Source organism: Lacipirellula parvula (genome assembly GCF_009177095.1).
Taxonomy (GTDB): Bacteria; Planctomycetota; Planctomycetia; order Pirellulales; family Lacipirellulaceae; genus Lacipirellula; species Lacipirellula parvula.
In genome coordinates this window covers 4,034,761-4,049,156 of the sequence record NZ_AP021861.1, presented here as the reverse complement: position 1 = coordinate 4,049,156, position 14,396 = coordinate 4,034,761, and the positions used below count along the sequence as shown (strand labels likewise).

13 protein-coding genes are annotated in these 14,396 nt (G+C 62.7%); all 13 read left to right on the top strand.

The window, feature by feature from the left end:
* Nucleotides 1–70 precede the first annotated feature (70 nt).
* The 13 genes from PLANPX_RS15730 (at nucleotide 71) to PLANPX_RS15670 (ending at nucleotide 14,395) form a co-directional block, all read left to right on the top strand.
* Nucleotides 71–526 (top strand): hypothetical protein, encoded by a 456-nt coding sequence (locus tag PLANPX_RS15730; RefSeq protein ID WP_232536134.1) that lies wholly within the window; start codon nucleotides 71–73, stop codon nucleotides 524–526.
* Between the two features lie 205 nt (nucleotides 527–731).
* Nucleotides 732–1,850, top strand: a complete 1,119-nt coding sequence (locus PLANPX_RS15725) for a hypothetical protein (RefSeq protein ID WP_152099646.1) — start codon at nucleotides 732–734, stop codon at nucleotides 1,848–1,850.
* 27 nt (nucleotides 1,851–1,877) lie between these two features.
* The gene (locus PLANPX_RS15720; protein WP_152099645.1) at nucleotides 1,878–3,296 is read left to right on the top strand and encodes an aldehyde dehydrogenase family protein; all 1,419 of its coding nucleotides are present in this window, start codon (nucleotides 1,878–1,880) and stop codon (nucleotides 3,294–3,296) included.
* A gap of 26 nt (nucleotides 3,297–3,322) precedes the next feature.
* A complete protein-coding gene (locus tag PLANPX_RS15715; protein WP_152099644.1) occupies nucleotides 3,323–4,480 on the top strand; it encodes an iron-containing alcohol dehydrogenase family protein in 1,158 nt (385 codons plus the stop codon).
* Entirely contained in the window at nucleotides 4,464–5,606 is a 1,143-nt protein-coding gene (locus PLANPX_RS15710; protein WP_172992101.1) for a PQQ-binding-like beta-propeller repeat protein, read from the top strand. Before PLANPX_RS15715 ends, PLANPX_RS15710 begins: the two co-directional genes overlap by 17 nt.
* A 135-nt stretch (nucleotides 5,607–5,741) precedes the next feature.
* Nucleotides 5,742–7,046 (top strand): coproporphyrinogen-III oxidase family protein, encoded by a 1,305-nt coding sequence (locus tag PLANPX_RS15705; protein ID WP_152099642.1) that lies wholly within the window; start codon nucleotides 5,742–5,744, stop codon nucleotides 7,044–7,046.
* 34 nt (nucleotides 7,047–7,080) lie between these two features.
* Nucleotides 7,081–8,976: a two-component system histidine kinase PnpS gene (gene pnpS / locus PLANPX_RS15700; RefSeq protein ID WP_152099641.1), complete on the top strand. Its 1,896-nt coding sequence runs from the start codon at nucleotides 7,081–7,083 to the stop codon at nucleotides 8,974–8,976.
* 116 nt (nucleotides 8,977–9,092) lie between these two features.
* Nucleotides 9,093–10,055, top strand: coding sequence for a PstS family phosphate ABC transporter substrate-binding protein (locus tag PLANPX_RS15695; RefSeq protein WP_152099640.1), 963 nt, complete (start codon nucleotides 9,093–9,095; stop codon nucleotides 10,053–10,055).
* Between the two features lie 32 nt (nucleotides 10,056–10,087).
* The gene (gene pstC / locus PLANPX_RS15690; protein ID WP_152099639.1) at nucleotides 10,088–11,014 is read left to right on the top strand and encodes a phosphate ABC transporter permease subunit PstC; all 927 of its coding nucleotides are present in this window, start codon (nucleotides 10,088–10,090) and stop codon (nucleotides 11,012–11,014) included.
* A complete protein-coding gene (pstA, locus tag PLANPX_RS15685) occupies nucleotides 11,011–11,889 on the top strand; it encodes a phosphate ABC transporter permease PstA (protein ID WP_152099638.1) in 879 nt (292 codons plus the stop codon). Before pstC ends, pstA begins: the two co-directional genes overlap by 4 nt.
* A gap of 188 nt (nucleotides 11,890–12,077) precedes the next feature.
* Entirely contained in the window at nucleotides 12,078–12,860 is a 783-nt protein-coding gene (gene pstB / locus PLANPX_RS15680; RefSeq protein WP_152101899.1) for a phosphate ABC transporter ATP-binding protein PstB, read from the top strand.
* A gap of 64 nt (nucleotides 12,861–12,924) precedes the next feature.
* Nucleotides 12,925–13,593, top strand: coding sequence for a phosphate signaling complex protein PhoU (phoU, locus tag PLANPX_RS15675; RefSeq protein ID WP_152099637.1), 669 nt, complete (start codon nucleotides 12,925–12,927; stop codon nucleotides 13,591–13,593).
* Nucleotides 13,574–14,395 (top strand): response regulator, encoded by an 822-nt coding sequence (locus PLANPX_RS15670; protein ID WP_338034232.1) that lies wholly within the window; start codon nucleotides 13,574–13,576, stop codon nucleotides 14,393–14,395. The genes phoU and PLANPX_RS15670 overlap by 20 nt, the downstream gene beginning before the upstream one ends.
* The last annotated feature ends 1 nt before the right edge of the window (nucleotide 14,396 follow it).

Below are 14,396 nucleotides of genomic sequence, written 5' to 3'. Positions count from 1 at the left end.
CGTCTTGTCAGGATGATTCACTCGACGCCGCTCGTCTCAGGTCGGCGTCCAGAAAGGAAACAACTCGACGATGTCGAACAGCCATTCTTCTGCGCCAGCGATCTATACTCAGGTTGACGTCACTGCGGCTGCGAATCATTCGCGTTCCGCAGCTCACACGGCGACCGAGCAGACCGAACTGTTGCGTGAAGTGTTGGCCGCGCAGGATCGCACCAACGAGATCCTCGAAGAGTTGTGCAACCTGCTCGCGACCTCGCACAAGCAGCGTCAGCAAGAGTTGCATCAGTGGAAGACGGCGAACCCGCGTCTCGCTCACTCGTGCCGTGAAGCGGCCGAGTCGCTCAGCCGCGTGCAGGTCGAGTATCTCGAACGGCTGACCGACGAGGTCAACGAATCGGGCGAAGAAATGGCTTACGGCGAATTTGTCATGAACGAATTCGTTGACAAGTACGGGCCGCGTCTGGCCCATCTCAACGGCGTGATCCAGGTGCTGGCCCAGTTGGGCAGCAGCCCGCAAGGGAACTAGGGCTAAGCCTGATTCCGCGTAGCGCTTACGCAGTTCGTTGCTGCGCCCGCGGACTTCCGCAGGTCGCCCGGCATGCGTAGCCGGTTGTCGCGCCAACATCGTTCCGGTATGGTCAGATGAATCCCGCTAGCACATCGCCCCCGTTCGACGGGCGATGCGTGCAGCGAGCGAGTGACCAGCCGAACGATCTTGGAGTCTGACGAGCATGGCATCCGACGGAGAACTCTCGGCCGCAGCGAGCGCTGCACGCGAGGCGCTCGACGCCCACACGGTCGAAACCGTGGCGTGGCACTTCCACGAGTCGACGGGTTGCCCGTTCTGGCTCGATAAGAAACGCGAGCTGAAGTTCGATCCGCTCACCGAGGTCAAGTCGTACGACGACCTCAAGAAGTTCCCCGCGTTCGAAGACGAATGGCTCCGCGGCGGACCAGTGCGGCGTTGGGTACCGAAGGGCTTGGCTGATCAACCGGTCTATGTCTTCGAGACCGGCGGCACCACGGGCGTGCCGAAGAGCCGCATCGCGATCGACGACTTTCGCACGGACTATTCGAACTTCAGCGACACGCTGCCCGACAAGTATTTTCCGAAGGGCTCGAACTGGCTGATGCTCGGCCCGAGCGGCCCGCGGCGCCTGCGATTGGCGGTCGAGCACCTCGCCCAACATCGCGGCGGCATCTGCTTCTGCATCGACCTCGATCCCCGCTGGGTGATCAAGCTCATCAAAAAGGGGTGGATGGAACACCTCGAAGCGTACAAGAAGCACTGCATCGAGCAGGCGATCACGATCCTCGGCGCCGGACACGACGTGAAGTGCATGTTCGGCACGCCGAAGTTGATCGAAGCGCTCTGCCTGGAACTCGAAGAGCGCGGCACGAGCCTCGCCGAGCAAGGGATCACCGGCATCTTCTCCGGCGGCACCGAGTTCACGCCGCAGTGGACCCGCTTCTGCGTTGAGGAACTCTTCGGCGGCTCGCCCGAAAAGAGCGGCATCTACATGACCCCCACCTACGGCAACACGCTGATGGGGCTCGCCTGCTCGAAGCCAGTCACGAAGGACGACGGCTACAAAATCAGCTATTACGCCCCGCAGCCGCGAGCCGTTGTCGAAGTTGTGGAGTTTGATGACTACAACCAAGTTGTTCCCTACGGCGGCACCGGCCGCGTGAAGCTGACGACGTTGACGAAGGAGTTCTTCGTCCCCGGCTTCCTCGAACGCGACGAAGGCGAACGCGAGCAACCGTTTGCCAAGTACCCCTGGGACGGCGTCAGCGGCGTGCGACCATTCCACGAACTGGCCGACGCGACGACGGTGGGCGTTTACTAGACCGATTACTGCGAGCTGACGACTGCGATGATCACATTACCTGCCATTCGTTGGGGCGAGCCTTACGAATCGCTAGAAGTTGATGAAATCAAGCACTTCCTCACCGGCGAGCCGGTGGCGCGGGTGAACACCGTTGGTTCCGGCATCGTGGCTCGCGATGCGAAGAAGTCGCGGCGAGCGCGGCAGGCGCTGCAGTCGATGACGCCCGCGCAACTGATCGACGCCTACAAGCGGGCGGGTGAGTTGTTCGAGTCGGGGACGCTTGCCGTCGGCGACGCGCAGCAATCAGCGACCGATTTCGCCGAGCAAACCTCCGCCACCACCGGCATGCCGGTGGCGATGTGCAAGGCGAACGTGGTGAAGAACGCGTTCGTGCTGAAGAACATCGACAAGATTCTCGACTGCCTCACCCGCGGGCTCGATCTCAACATTCTCGCCCGTGGCTACGGCGACGAAGGCCGCGGCGTCACGGTGAGCTATCAGGCGCAGACCGACGTCCTCGGCGCCGTGCTGCCGTCGAACTCGCCTGGCGTTCACACGCTGTGGCTGCCGGTGGTCGCGATGCAAATCGGTCTCGCGCTGAAGCCTGGTTCGCAAGAGCCGTGGACGCCGTATCGTGTGGCGGCCGCGATGAAAGAAGCCGGCATCCCCGTTGAGGCAATTTCAATCTACCCCGGCGCTGGTGGCGACATCGGCGGTTCGATTCTTTCTAACTACCGCCGCGCAATGATCTTTGGCGGCCCGCAAACGATTCAGCAGTACGCCGGCAACGAGCGCGTCCAAGTGCACGGGCCCGGCTACAGCAAGATCCTGCTTGGCGACGACGAGGCCGATAACTGGCGCGAGTACCTCGATCTGATGGTCGAAAGCGTTTACCGCAACGGCGGCCGTAGCTGCATCAACGCCTCAAGCATCTACACGCCGCGGCATGGCAAAGAGATCGCCGCGGCGCTCGCAGAACGGCTCGGCCCTATTGAGGCGCTGCCGCCCGACGATCCGAAAGCAGGTCTCGCGGCGTTCACCACCCCCGGCGCCGCCGCAGCGATTTGGGGCGCCATCGAACGCGACCTGGCCGACTCGCGCACTACGCACGCTACTGCCGACTACGGCCCGCGGCTCGTCGAACAGGAAACGTGCGCCTACTTGCGGCCCACGGTTTGGCATTGCCAATCGACGGAGTGTCCCGGCGCCAACAAGGAATATATGTTCCCCGCGGTTAGCGTCGTCGATTGCCCGCAAGAGCGGATGCTCGCCGAAATCGGGCCGACGCTCGTTTGTACCGCAATCACGAAGAACGAACAATTCCGCAGCGATCTGATGGCTGCCACGCACATCGATCGCTTGAACCTCGGCCCGATTCCCACCCCGCAAGTCGACTGGCTGCAACCTCACGAGGGGAACCTCGTGGAGTTCTTGTACCGCAACCGCGCGTTGCAAGTTCGCTAGTCCGCTCCCACCCGTGTGGTTAGTTCATGACGCCGTTTGATTTCCGCCTGCCGACGCGGATCGTCTTTGGCGCTGGTCGCATCGACGAGCTGGGCGAGTTGACCAAGTCGCTCGCGGCGTCGCGCGTGCTGGTCGTCAGCGATCCCGGCGTCGTCAGCGCCGGCCATACCCAACGCGGCGTCGACGCGCTCCATGCGGCCGGCTTGCAGACGTGCGTCTTCGAAGGTTTCGCGGAGAACCCGAACACCAACCATGTTGCGGACGGCGTAGCAATCGCGCAGCAGTTCAAGCCCAATTGCATCATCGGCCTCGGCGGCGGCAGCAGCATGGACTGCGCCAAGGGGATCAACTTCATCTACTCGTGCGGCGGGCGGATGCAAGATTATTGGGGCGTCGGCAAAGCGACCAGCCCGCTTCTGCCGATGATCGCCGTGCCGACCACCGCGGGGACGGGCAGCGAAACGCAATCGTTCGCCCTCATTTCCGACGCCGAGACGCACGTGAAGATGGCGTGCGGTGATAAACGGGCGGCGTTTCGGATCGCGCTGCTTGATCCTTCGCTCACCACGACTCAACCGTCGCGCGTGACGGCGCTCACCGGCTTCGACGCCCTCGCCCACGCCGTCGAAACGGCCGTCACCAAGGTTCGCACGCCGCTGTCGCAGGCGTTTAGCCGTGAAGCTTGGCGGCACTTGGCGCCCAACTTTCTGCGCACAATCTCAGAACCCGACAACCTTGAAGCTCGCGGCGAGATGCAACTCGGCGCCTGCCTGGCGGGACTCGCGATCGAGAACTCGATGCTCGGCGCCGCTCACGCACTCGCGAATCCGCTCACCGCTGAGTACGGCGTGACGCACGGCGATGCGGTGGCGCTAATGTTGCCGCATGTGGTGCGGCACAATGGCGCCGATCCCGAGGTCGAGCCGCAGTATCACGATCTCGTGTTGGCCACGGCATTCGATCGGAACACGCCCGACCAACGGGCCGGGGCCGACGGCCTCGCGCTGTTCCTCGCCGATGCGGCGGCGCAGGCGGGTCTGGCGACGCGACTGCAAGACCAAGGCGTCGACTTCAGCCGGCTGCCCGAACTCGCCGCCGATGCGACGAAGCAGTGGACCGGCACGTTCAATCCCGTCGCGATGTCGACCGACGATTTTAGGCGGTTGTATGAGCAAGCGTATTGAACAGCAGTGCGTGACGCACACCCGGCGGGCAATGTCGGCGGTACTGCTGACGCTGCTCACGTGGGGAGCGGAAAAGACGCACGCCGATTGGCCGCTCATCCGCGGCGACGCGCAGGCCACAGGCGTATCGGCCACTCCCCTGCCCTCTAAATTTGACGTTGCCTGGACTTACAACGCTGAGGATTCGGGATTCGAAGCCACCGCGTCGATTGTCGACGGCGTCGTTTATGTCGGCGATGTCGACGGAATGTTCCACGCGGTGAAGCTGAGCGACGGCTCCAGCGTCTGGAAAAAGAAGTTTGAAGACACCGGCTTCGTGGCCGGCTCCGCGGTGGTCGACGGCAAGATCTACTGCGTCGACTACAACGGCATCGTCCGCTGTTTGAAGATCGAAGATGGCTCGCAAGTCTGGGAGTTCAACAGCGACACCTCGCTCTACGCGGCGCCAAATGTCTATAAGGGCTTGGTGCTGATTGCCGGCGACTCGGGCGAGCTGATCGCAGTCGATGCAGTGAACGGCGAAGTCCGTTGGCGGTTTACCATCGACCAGCCGCTGCGCTGTTGGCCAACGGTCGTCGCGGAGCGCGTCCTTGTGGCTGGCTGCGACGGCAAGCTCCATCTCGTCGACGTCAACAGCGGTGAAGGAGTGGATAACATCGACATCGGCGGTCCAGCGGACGGAATGCCGGCGGTCGTTGGCGATCGCGTCTTCTTCTGTACCGCGGGCGGCGTCTTTCATGGGATGACGATCAAGCCGCTCGAAAGCCTGTGGACATACGGCCATAAAGGGCAAGGCGAAGAGATCCACGCGGCCGCGGCGACCGACAAATCGATCGTCCTCGGCACGCACGACAAACGAATGGTCGCGCTCGACCCCGCCACCGGAAAGCCGCAGTGGGACGTGCCGCTGAAGAGCCGCGCCGAAAGTTCGCCAATCATCGCGGGCGATGTTGTGTTCTTCGGAACCGTTCGCGGCCGCCTGCAGGCCGTCGAACTGTCGAGCGGCAAGGAAGTTTGGAATGCCGAAGTCGGCGGCCGTTTTACGGCCTCGCCCGCTGTGAGCGATGGAAAACTCGTCATCGGCAACGATGACGGCACCCTCTACTGTATTGGTGGGGTTGAATGAGTGCGTCAGTGGTCCGTTGTCAGCAGTCAGTTGCTGCTGCCGCTCGTTCGGTTTCCCACTTTTTTAGCAACTGACAACGGACCACTGACAACTGACGCTCCCTCGCCTCCGCCCGAACCCTGCTACAATAATTCAATGACCGCTGAAGCCACCAAGACCGAAGTCGGCAGCTACTTCATCAGCAACTACCCACCCTTCTCGCAATGGTCGACCGACCAAGTGGGCGAGGTGCGGGCTGCGCTTGAGGCCCCTCCGGCAGATGTGCCGCTAGGACTTTACTTGCACATTCCGTTCTGCCGGAAGCGGTGCAAGTTCTGCTACTTCAAGGTCTTCACCGACAAGCACGCCGACCAAATCGAGCGTTACGTCTCCGCCCTGTCGCGCGAGATCGAGCTCGTCAGCAAAGTCCCCGCGATGGGCGACCGGCCGTTCCGCTTCGTCTACTTCGGCGGCGGCACGCCCTCGTTCCTCAGTGAAAAGCAACTCCGGCGGTTGGTCGATCGCCTGCAAGCGAACATTCGTTGGGACAAAGCGGAAGAGGTCACCTTCGAGTGCGAGCCCGGCACGCTCAGCGAGCCGAAGGTTCACGCATTGCGGGAACTCGGCGTGACGCGTTTGAGTCTCGGCGTGGAACATTTCGACGACGCGATCCTCCGCGAGAATGGGCGCGCCCACGAGTCGCATGAGATCTACCGCGCGTGGCCGTGGATCAAGGCGGCCGGTTTCCCGAATGTAAACATCGACCTCATCTCCGGCATGGTCGGCGATAGCGACGAGACGTGGCGCGAGACGGTGAGCAAGGCGCTCGAACTCGAACCCGACAGCGTCACGATCTACCAGATGGAGTTGCCGTTCAACACGGTTTACTCGAAGGACATTTTGGGCAATCAGATCGAGACGCCGGTCGCCGATTGGCCGACGAAGCGCGGCTGGGTCGATTACGCCTTCGACCAATTCATGGCGGCGGGCTACTCGGTCTCCAGCGCCTACACGCTGGTCAAACATCCCGAGCGGGTGAACTTCAGCTACCGCGATAACCTGTGGCGCGGCAGCGATCTGCTGGCAACGGGTATCGCCAGCTTCGGTCATATCTCGGGCGTCCACTATCAGAATCTCGCCGAGTGGGAGCAGTATTGCGGTTCGCTCGAAGAAGGGAAGTTGCCGCTTAATCGCGCCCTGCGGATCTCACCGCGGCAGGCGCTCATCCGTGAGCTGATTCTGCAGTTGAAGAAGGGCTACCTCGACGGGGCGTACTTCCAGCAGAAGTACGGCGTCGACATTTTCGACGAGTGGCGTGACGCCTGGAACGAGTACGTCGGCGACGGCTACGCAGTCCTTAGCGAGAACCGCGTCGATTTGACCCGCGCGGGGCTGCTGCGGGTCGACGGCCTGCTGCCCGCCTTCTTCGAACCCCAATTCCGCGACGTGCGCTACACCTAAAGCCGGCATTGCTTATTCGGGGCGATGATTCACAATGTCACGAATCTGCGGCGACGGGCCGCGGAATGTTCGTCACATTGACCCCGCCCGGCGCGCATCTCGATTGGAACCGACCAGCCCTCAACGCGAAGTTCAGCCGCCGTTCCCGCGTTCGGGGCTGTTTTGGAAGCTGCTGCTCGCCTTCGCCCTGCTGAGCGTCACGGCCATCTTGCTGCTGACGTGGCTCTTCTCGAACGCTTACGAAGCGCTCCTCGAACGCGAGCAATCGGAGCGGATTGAATCGTCCGCCACGGCCGCGGCCGAGCTGTTGGCGCCGCGCTGGCCGACTGCTCCCGACGCGACGATTCAAGCGGAATTGCGGCGCCTCGGCGCCGCGACCGGGGTGCGGCTGACGCTCGTCGCGCCCGACGGCGTCGTGCTGGCCGATTCGGAACTCAAGGACGTTCCCGCGGTCGAGGCGTTGGAGAACCACGCCGATCGGACCGAGATCGTCGCGGCGCTCAAGAATGGCGATGGGATCGCGCGGCGGACGAGCCCCACGATTGGCGCTCGCTATCGGTACTACGCCAAACGGGTCGACCGCGACGGCGAGCCGATCGGCGTCGTCCGCGCTGCGATTCCGACGGCGCCGATGTTGGCCGAGGTTGATGGCTTGAACCGCTGGGTTTGGACGATTGGCGGGCTGCTCGCCGTCGCCGCCGCGGTCGTTGCCTACTGGGTAGCCGCACGGCTGACCGATCCGCTGCGCTCGCTGGCACAGACGGCCGAGTCCCTGGCGGCGGGTCGTTACGAACAGCGAATGCCGATGCCCGCGGGCAAACATGACGAATTGACGAAGCTCGCGGCGTCGCTGAACGAAGTCGGCCGCCGTCTCGCGCAACGCGAAGTGCAGCTCCGCAGCACAAGCCAAACGCAGACGACGGTATTGGAAGCGATGACCGAGAGCGTCATCGCCGTCGACCGTTCCGAGAAGGTGCTATTCGCGAACGCCTCGGCGGCTCGCGCGCTTGGTTTCGATGCGTCCCGCGTCGAAGGGCATCCACTGCTCGAGGCAGTGCGCAGCCACGAGTTGCGGGCGGTGGTTCAGCAAGCGCTCCGCAGCCGCCGGCCGAGCAGCGGCGAGATCACATGGCGCGGCAAATCGCAGCGAATCTTCGACGTGCTCGCCACCCCCCTGCCCGGCGATCCGCTGCCCGGCGTCGTTGTCGTGCTCCGCGACGTTAGCGAAGTAAAGCGGTTAGAGCAGATGCGGCAGCAGTTCATCGCCAACGTCTCGCACGAGTTGAAGACGCCGCTCAGTTCGATCAAGGCGTATACCGAAACGCTCCTCGGCGGGGCGCTGAAAGACCCGGTCCATGGTCAGCGATTCTTGGAACGGATCGACGAGCAGGCGAGCCGGCTGCATCAGCTCATCATGGACATGCTCAGCCTCGCTCGGATCGAGTCGAGCCAGGCGCCCCTCGAACTGACGAACGTGCCGCTGGCGCGCGTCGTCCAGCGGACCGTCGTCGACCACGAACGCCAAGCCGCCTCGAAGGAGGTGATCCTGGAGAACCGGTTCACCGATTCCGCGGTAATGGTGCGGGCCGACGAGGAGGCCCTGCGGCAGATCCTCAACAACCTGATTGACAATGCGGTGAAATACACGCCTGCCGGCGGCCGCGTGACCGTCTCGGGACGAGTCGACGACGCGGTGGTTCTGTGCGAGGTCACCGATACAGGCCCCGGAATTCCGGCCGAGCACCACAGCCGGCTGTTCGAGCGGTTCTACCGGGTCGACAAAGCCCGCTCACGCGAGCTTGGGGGGACTGGGCTGGGTTTGGCGATCGTCAAACACCTCACCCAGGCGATGGGGGGCAGCATCGAGGTGTCGAGCCAAGTCGGTATGGGGAGCACCTTTACGGTAAGGCTGCCCGCCGCCAACGGCTAACCGCACCCTCCAGATGGGGCATGTTAGCGCGATCTTCACATTTCCTTCATTTTCGACCGTTAGACTGCTCAGACCTGCGATTGGCGACTCGCCGATCGCGTCCTGGCGGCGATAGCATGAATCAAACGGTTCGAAACTCCCTCAGTTCGGCGGCCAAGCGGATGCCGCTGATCCCCCTCTGTTTGGCCCTGCTGGCCTCCTGCGGTTGCGGCCGCACGAACGTCGTTAGCATCGACGGCTCGAGCACTGTTTTCCTCCTCTCGGCGGCGATTGCCGAGGAGTTCAACGCAGTGAACCCTGACGTGAAGGTCGTGGTCAGCCAGGCTGGCACGGGCGGCGGGTTCAAGAAGTTCGCCGCGGGCGAGATCCACATTTGCGACGCCTCGCGGCCGATCACCGAAGCCGAGGCGGCCGCCTGCAAGAAGAACGGCATCGAGTTCATCAAGCTGGAGGTTGCCTTCGACGGCCTCGCCGTCGTCGTGAACCCGGCAAACGACTGGTGCGACTCGATTACCACCGAACAGTTGAAGACGATCTGGCGGGCCGAGGCGGCGACGTCGGTGATGAAGTGGAGCGACGTGAACCCCGACTGGCCCGACGTGGAGTTGGAACTCTACGGCCCCGGCACCGATTCGGGCACCTACGACTACTTCACGGAAGTGATCAACGGCGAAGCGAAAAGCTCGCGGCAAGATTACTCGCCGAGTGAGAGCGATAACGCCCTCGTGCAGGGCGTGACTGGCGACAAAGGCTCGCTCGGTTACTTTGGCCTAGGGTACTACGCAGCCAATACTGACAAGCTCAAGCTGCTGCCTGTTGATTCGGGCGACGGACCCGTGGCGCCGACGGCCGAGACGGTACGCGACGGCTCGTACAAGCCGCTGGCTCGCCCCCTCTACGTTTACGTTCGCAAAGACGCGCTGGAGAACCCCGGCGTCGTGAAGTACCTCCGCTACTACCTCGACGAAACGAACAAAGTTTCGCCGCAGGTCGGCTACGTGCCGGTGACGGACGAGATCATGAAGCAGAACGTCGAGACGCTCGACGCCGCCGCTCCCCAAGCCGTCGCAGCAAAGTAACGCATCCACCGCGAGTTCCCATCGACTAGCACATGGCCGTCGTCGTCACTCACGCCGCTGATTTGACTGCTCCGAAGGGGCAGCGTCGTTGGATGGAGCTCGTCATGCACACGGCCCTATGGCTGTGCGCGGCGGCTTCGGTGTTCACGACGGTTGGAATCGTGTTGATTCTGCTCGTCGAGTCGCTGCAGTTTTTCGGCGACGTGTCGATCGTTGAATTTCTCACCGGGACGACCTGGACGCCTCACTCAAACCCGCCGCAGTTCGGCATCTTGCCGCTTTTCTGCGGCACGGTGCTCGTCGCGGGCGGTTCGGCGATCATCGCGATTCCGCTCGGTCTCGGCGCTGCGATCTATCTGAGCGAGTACGCCTCGCCGCGGATGCGCGACATTTTGAAGCCGATCCTGGAGATTCTCGCCGGGATTCCGTCGGTCGTGTTCGGTTACTTGGCCATCGTGTTCGTCTCGCCAATCGTTCGCACGATCTTCCCGAGCGCCGACATCTTCAACGCCCTCAACGCGAGCATTGTCGTCGCGATCATGATCCTGCCGATGATTGTCTCGCTGAGCGAAGATACGCTGCGTTCGGTGCCGCGGTCGTTGCGCGAAGGAGCCTACGCACTGGGGGCGACCAAGCTCGACGTGACGATCGGCGTCATTCTGCCCGCGGCTCTTTCGGGCATCATGGCGTCGTTCATCCTGGCGATCGCCCGCGCCGTCGGTGAAACGATGGCCGTAGCGCTCGCCGCCGGCAAGCGTCCGCAAATGACGCTCAACCCGCTCGACAGCATCCAAACGATGACCGCTTACATCGTCGAAACGAGCAAGGGCGACAACCCGCAAGGCACGCTCGGGTACCAAACAATTTTCGCCGTCGGCCTGACGTTGTTCCTGCTGACGCTGGCCCTCAACGTTCTCGCTCAGTGGATTCTCAAGCGGATGCGGGAGCAGTACGAATGAGCAGTCTTCCTCGCAACGGCCGCCCTTACGCCAAGCTTGCCTCGCAACTGTTCGCCTATGCGTGCGCAGCGTGTGCTTTCTCAAGCGTGGCGATCCTCGGGCTGCTGATGTGGCAGATGCTGAGCTTCGCTTGGGGCTGGCTCGACTGGCAGTTTCTCACCAGTTTCGATTCGCAGTTGTCGCCTCACAAAGCAGGCGTCAAAGCCGCGCTGGTCGGCAGTCTTTATCTGATCGGATTGACCACGCTGTTTGCCGTTCCGATCGGAGTGGGGGCCGCGGTTTACCTTGAGGAGTACGCCCAGCGGAGTCGATGGCGGGGCATAGTGCAGACCAATATCGCCAACCTCGCGGGCGTTCCGTCGATCGTGTACGGCATCCTGGGCTTGGGCCTGTTCGTCCGCGGTATGCAAATGGGCGCCGGCGTCCTGGCCGGGGCGCTCACCCTTACGCTAGTGGTGCTGCCAATCGTGATCCTGGCTTCCCAAGAGGCGCTGCGGGCCGTGCCCAACACGATTCGCCAAGCGTCGTATGCATTGGGGGCGACGCGGTGGCAAACCGTGTGGCATCAGCTGCTGCCGGCCGCTTTACCGGGCATCATGACCGGCGTCATCCTGGCGCTGTCGCGGGCCCTGGGCGAAGCTGCTCCGTTGGTGGCGATCGGGGCCGCCGGGTTCGTGATGTTTACGCCGCAGGGGCTGAACGACAGTTTCACCGCCTTGCCGCTGCAGATTTATAATTGGACCGAGAACGCCAACGATGACTTTCGCATCCACGTCGCCGCGGCGGGGATCATCGTATTGTTAGCGCTGCTGATTTGCCTGAACGCCACCGCGGTCTATCTGCGGTATCGGTTCAGCAAGCGGATTCATTGGTAACGTTGAGTTTTTAGAAGTTTGGAATTGAAATCTCGTCGGCCGTCGGATTCGGCCGCACGAAACAGATCATCGACGGCGTGAGGACGCGCCCGCCGATGCCCTCAGGCGAGATAGCGATGATGACGGAAGCCAGCCCTCCCGCCCGCAATACGCGTCTTGTGACGCCGCGCCTCAACACGGTGGCAGACATGCGCCCGGCCGACGATTTTCTGGAGCGACCGCAGAAGGTGGTCGCGACCAACGTCAACTTCTACTACGGCAGCCACCAGGCGCTCCACGACATTTCGCTGCGCATGCCGCAAAACTGCGTGACGGCCCTCATCGGTCCGTCAGGCTGCGGCAAGAGTACGTTCTTGCGATGCCTCAATCGCATGAATGACATGATCGAAGGGACCCGCGTCGAGGGGACCATCCTGCTCGAAGACATCGACATCTATCGCCCCCGCACCGACGTCGTCGAGTTGCGGAAGCGGGTCGGCATGGTCTTCCAAAAATCGAACCCGTTCCCCAAGTCGATTTACGAAAACGTCGCCTACGGCCCGCGCGTGGCGGGGGTCAAGCAGCGCAGCATCTTGGACGGCATCGTCGAGCAGTCGTTGCGCCGCTCGGCGCTGTGGGAAGAAGTGTCAGACCGCCTTGACCAGTCGGCCTTGCGGCTCTCCGGCGGCCAGCAGCAGCGTCTCTGCATTGCCCGGGCGCTCGCTACCGATCCCGACGTGCTGCTGATGGACGAACCGGCGTCGGCTCTCGATCCGAAGAGCACGGCTCGCATCGAAGATCTCATCTTCGAGCTGAAAGACACCTACACGATCGTCATCGTCACGCACAACATGCAGCAAGCGGCCCGCGTCTCCGACCAAACGGCTTTCTTCTACGAAGGCCGGCTCGTTGAGGCAGGCGCCACGACCGACCTCTTCACGAAGCCGCGGCAGAAGCAGACGGAAGAATATATCACGGGTCGGTTTGGTTGATCGTTGAAATGTCCGCATCGTTGTTCATAATCTAGTCTGGCGGCGCGTTTTCGGGATTGTTCGTATGTCGATGCATCTGCAGCGTGATCTTGAGTCTCTTGAGCAGAATCTGCTCAATCAATCGTCGGTCGTCGAGCAGATGGTGTTCCGCGCGTGCCAGTCGCTGCGTGAACTGCGCGTCGATATCGTGCAAGAGGTGCTCGCCAGCGAAGAGACGGTCAACTACCGCGAAGTCGAAATCGAAGAAGAGTGCCTGAAGATTCTGGCGCTCCATCAGCCCGTGGCCGTCGACCTGCGGCGCGTGGCAACGGTGCTGAAGATCAACGGCGACCTCGAGCGGATCGCCGACCTGGCGGTGAACATCGGCGAGCGGACCCACAGCCTGTCGCTGTACCCCGATTTCCAGATGCCGGCCAATCTCGACAAAATGGCCGAGTCGGCGATCTCGATGGTCCGCGACGCGCTCGATTCGTTCGTGCGGCTAGACGTTGAGCTCGCTCGCGACGTCTGCAATCGCGACGACGTCGTCGACGAACTCAACCGCCAAGTCATCTCCGACGTGCAAGCGCTCATCGAGTCGAATCCCAGCGACATCGAACCGGCGTTTCACTTTTATTCTGCCTCGCGACACGTTGAGCGGATCGCTGATCACGCGACGAACATCGCCGAGGACGTGATTTACCTCGTGGACGGGGACATCGCCCGACACCGCCATGACGGCATTCCCTACTGAAACGGTTCGCCCGCGCCACTGGTCGCCTAGCAACGAACGTTCGTTGCCGACCGACTTCACGGCGCTTGCGCGGCCGGCAGGTTACAGCTCTCGCAGCATGGCCAAAGCTCGCATTTTGATCGTCGAGGACGACGCCTCGTTGGCGGAAGTTCTGGAGTACAATCTCAGCCAGGAAGGGTACGACGTGCAGGTCGCCCGCGACGGACAGCAAGGGCTGCGGGAGATTCGACTTCGCTGCCCCGACCTGGTCGTGCTCGACCTGATGCTCCCGATGATCGAGGGGCTCGAGGTCTGTCGGCTGCTTCGCGCCGATCCCGCCACCGCGGGATTGCTGGTGCTGATGCTGACCGCTCGTTCGGAAGAGTCGGACGAACTGATTGGCTTCTCGGTCGGCGCCGACGATTACGTCAGCAAGCCGTTCAGCGTGAAGGTGCTCCTGCAGCGGATCAACGCCCTGCTTCGCCGTAAGGAGCAAGGAACCGGCGACCGCGACGTGATCGTGAGCCAAGGGATCATGATCGATCGCCGCCGCCATCGGGCGACCGCGGGCGATCGGCCGCTGGATCTCACGCCGAGCGAGTTTGGATTGCTCACCGCGCTTGTACGGCAACCGGGGCGGGCGTTTAGCCGGGCGGAGCTGATCGACGTGGCGCTCGGTGACGACGCCATCGTATTGGAGCGGACGATCGACGTTCACATCCGCGCCTTGCGGAAGAAGATGGGACGCTACGCTGATCTGGTGCAGACAGTGCGCGGCATTGGCTACCGGTTGCGCGATCCGGCCGACGTGGTGTCGATGTAGT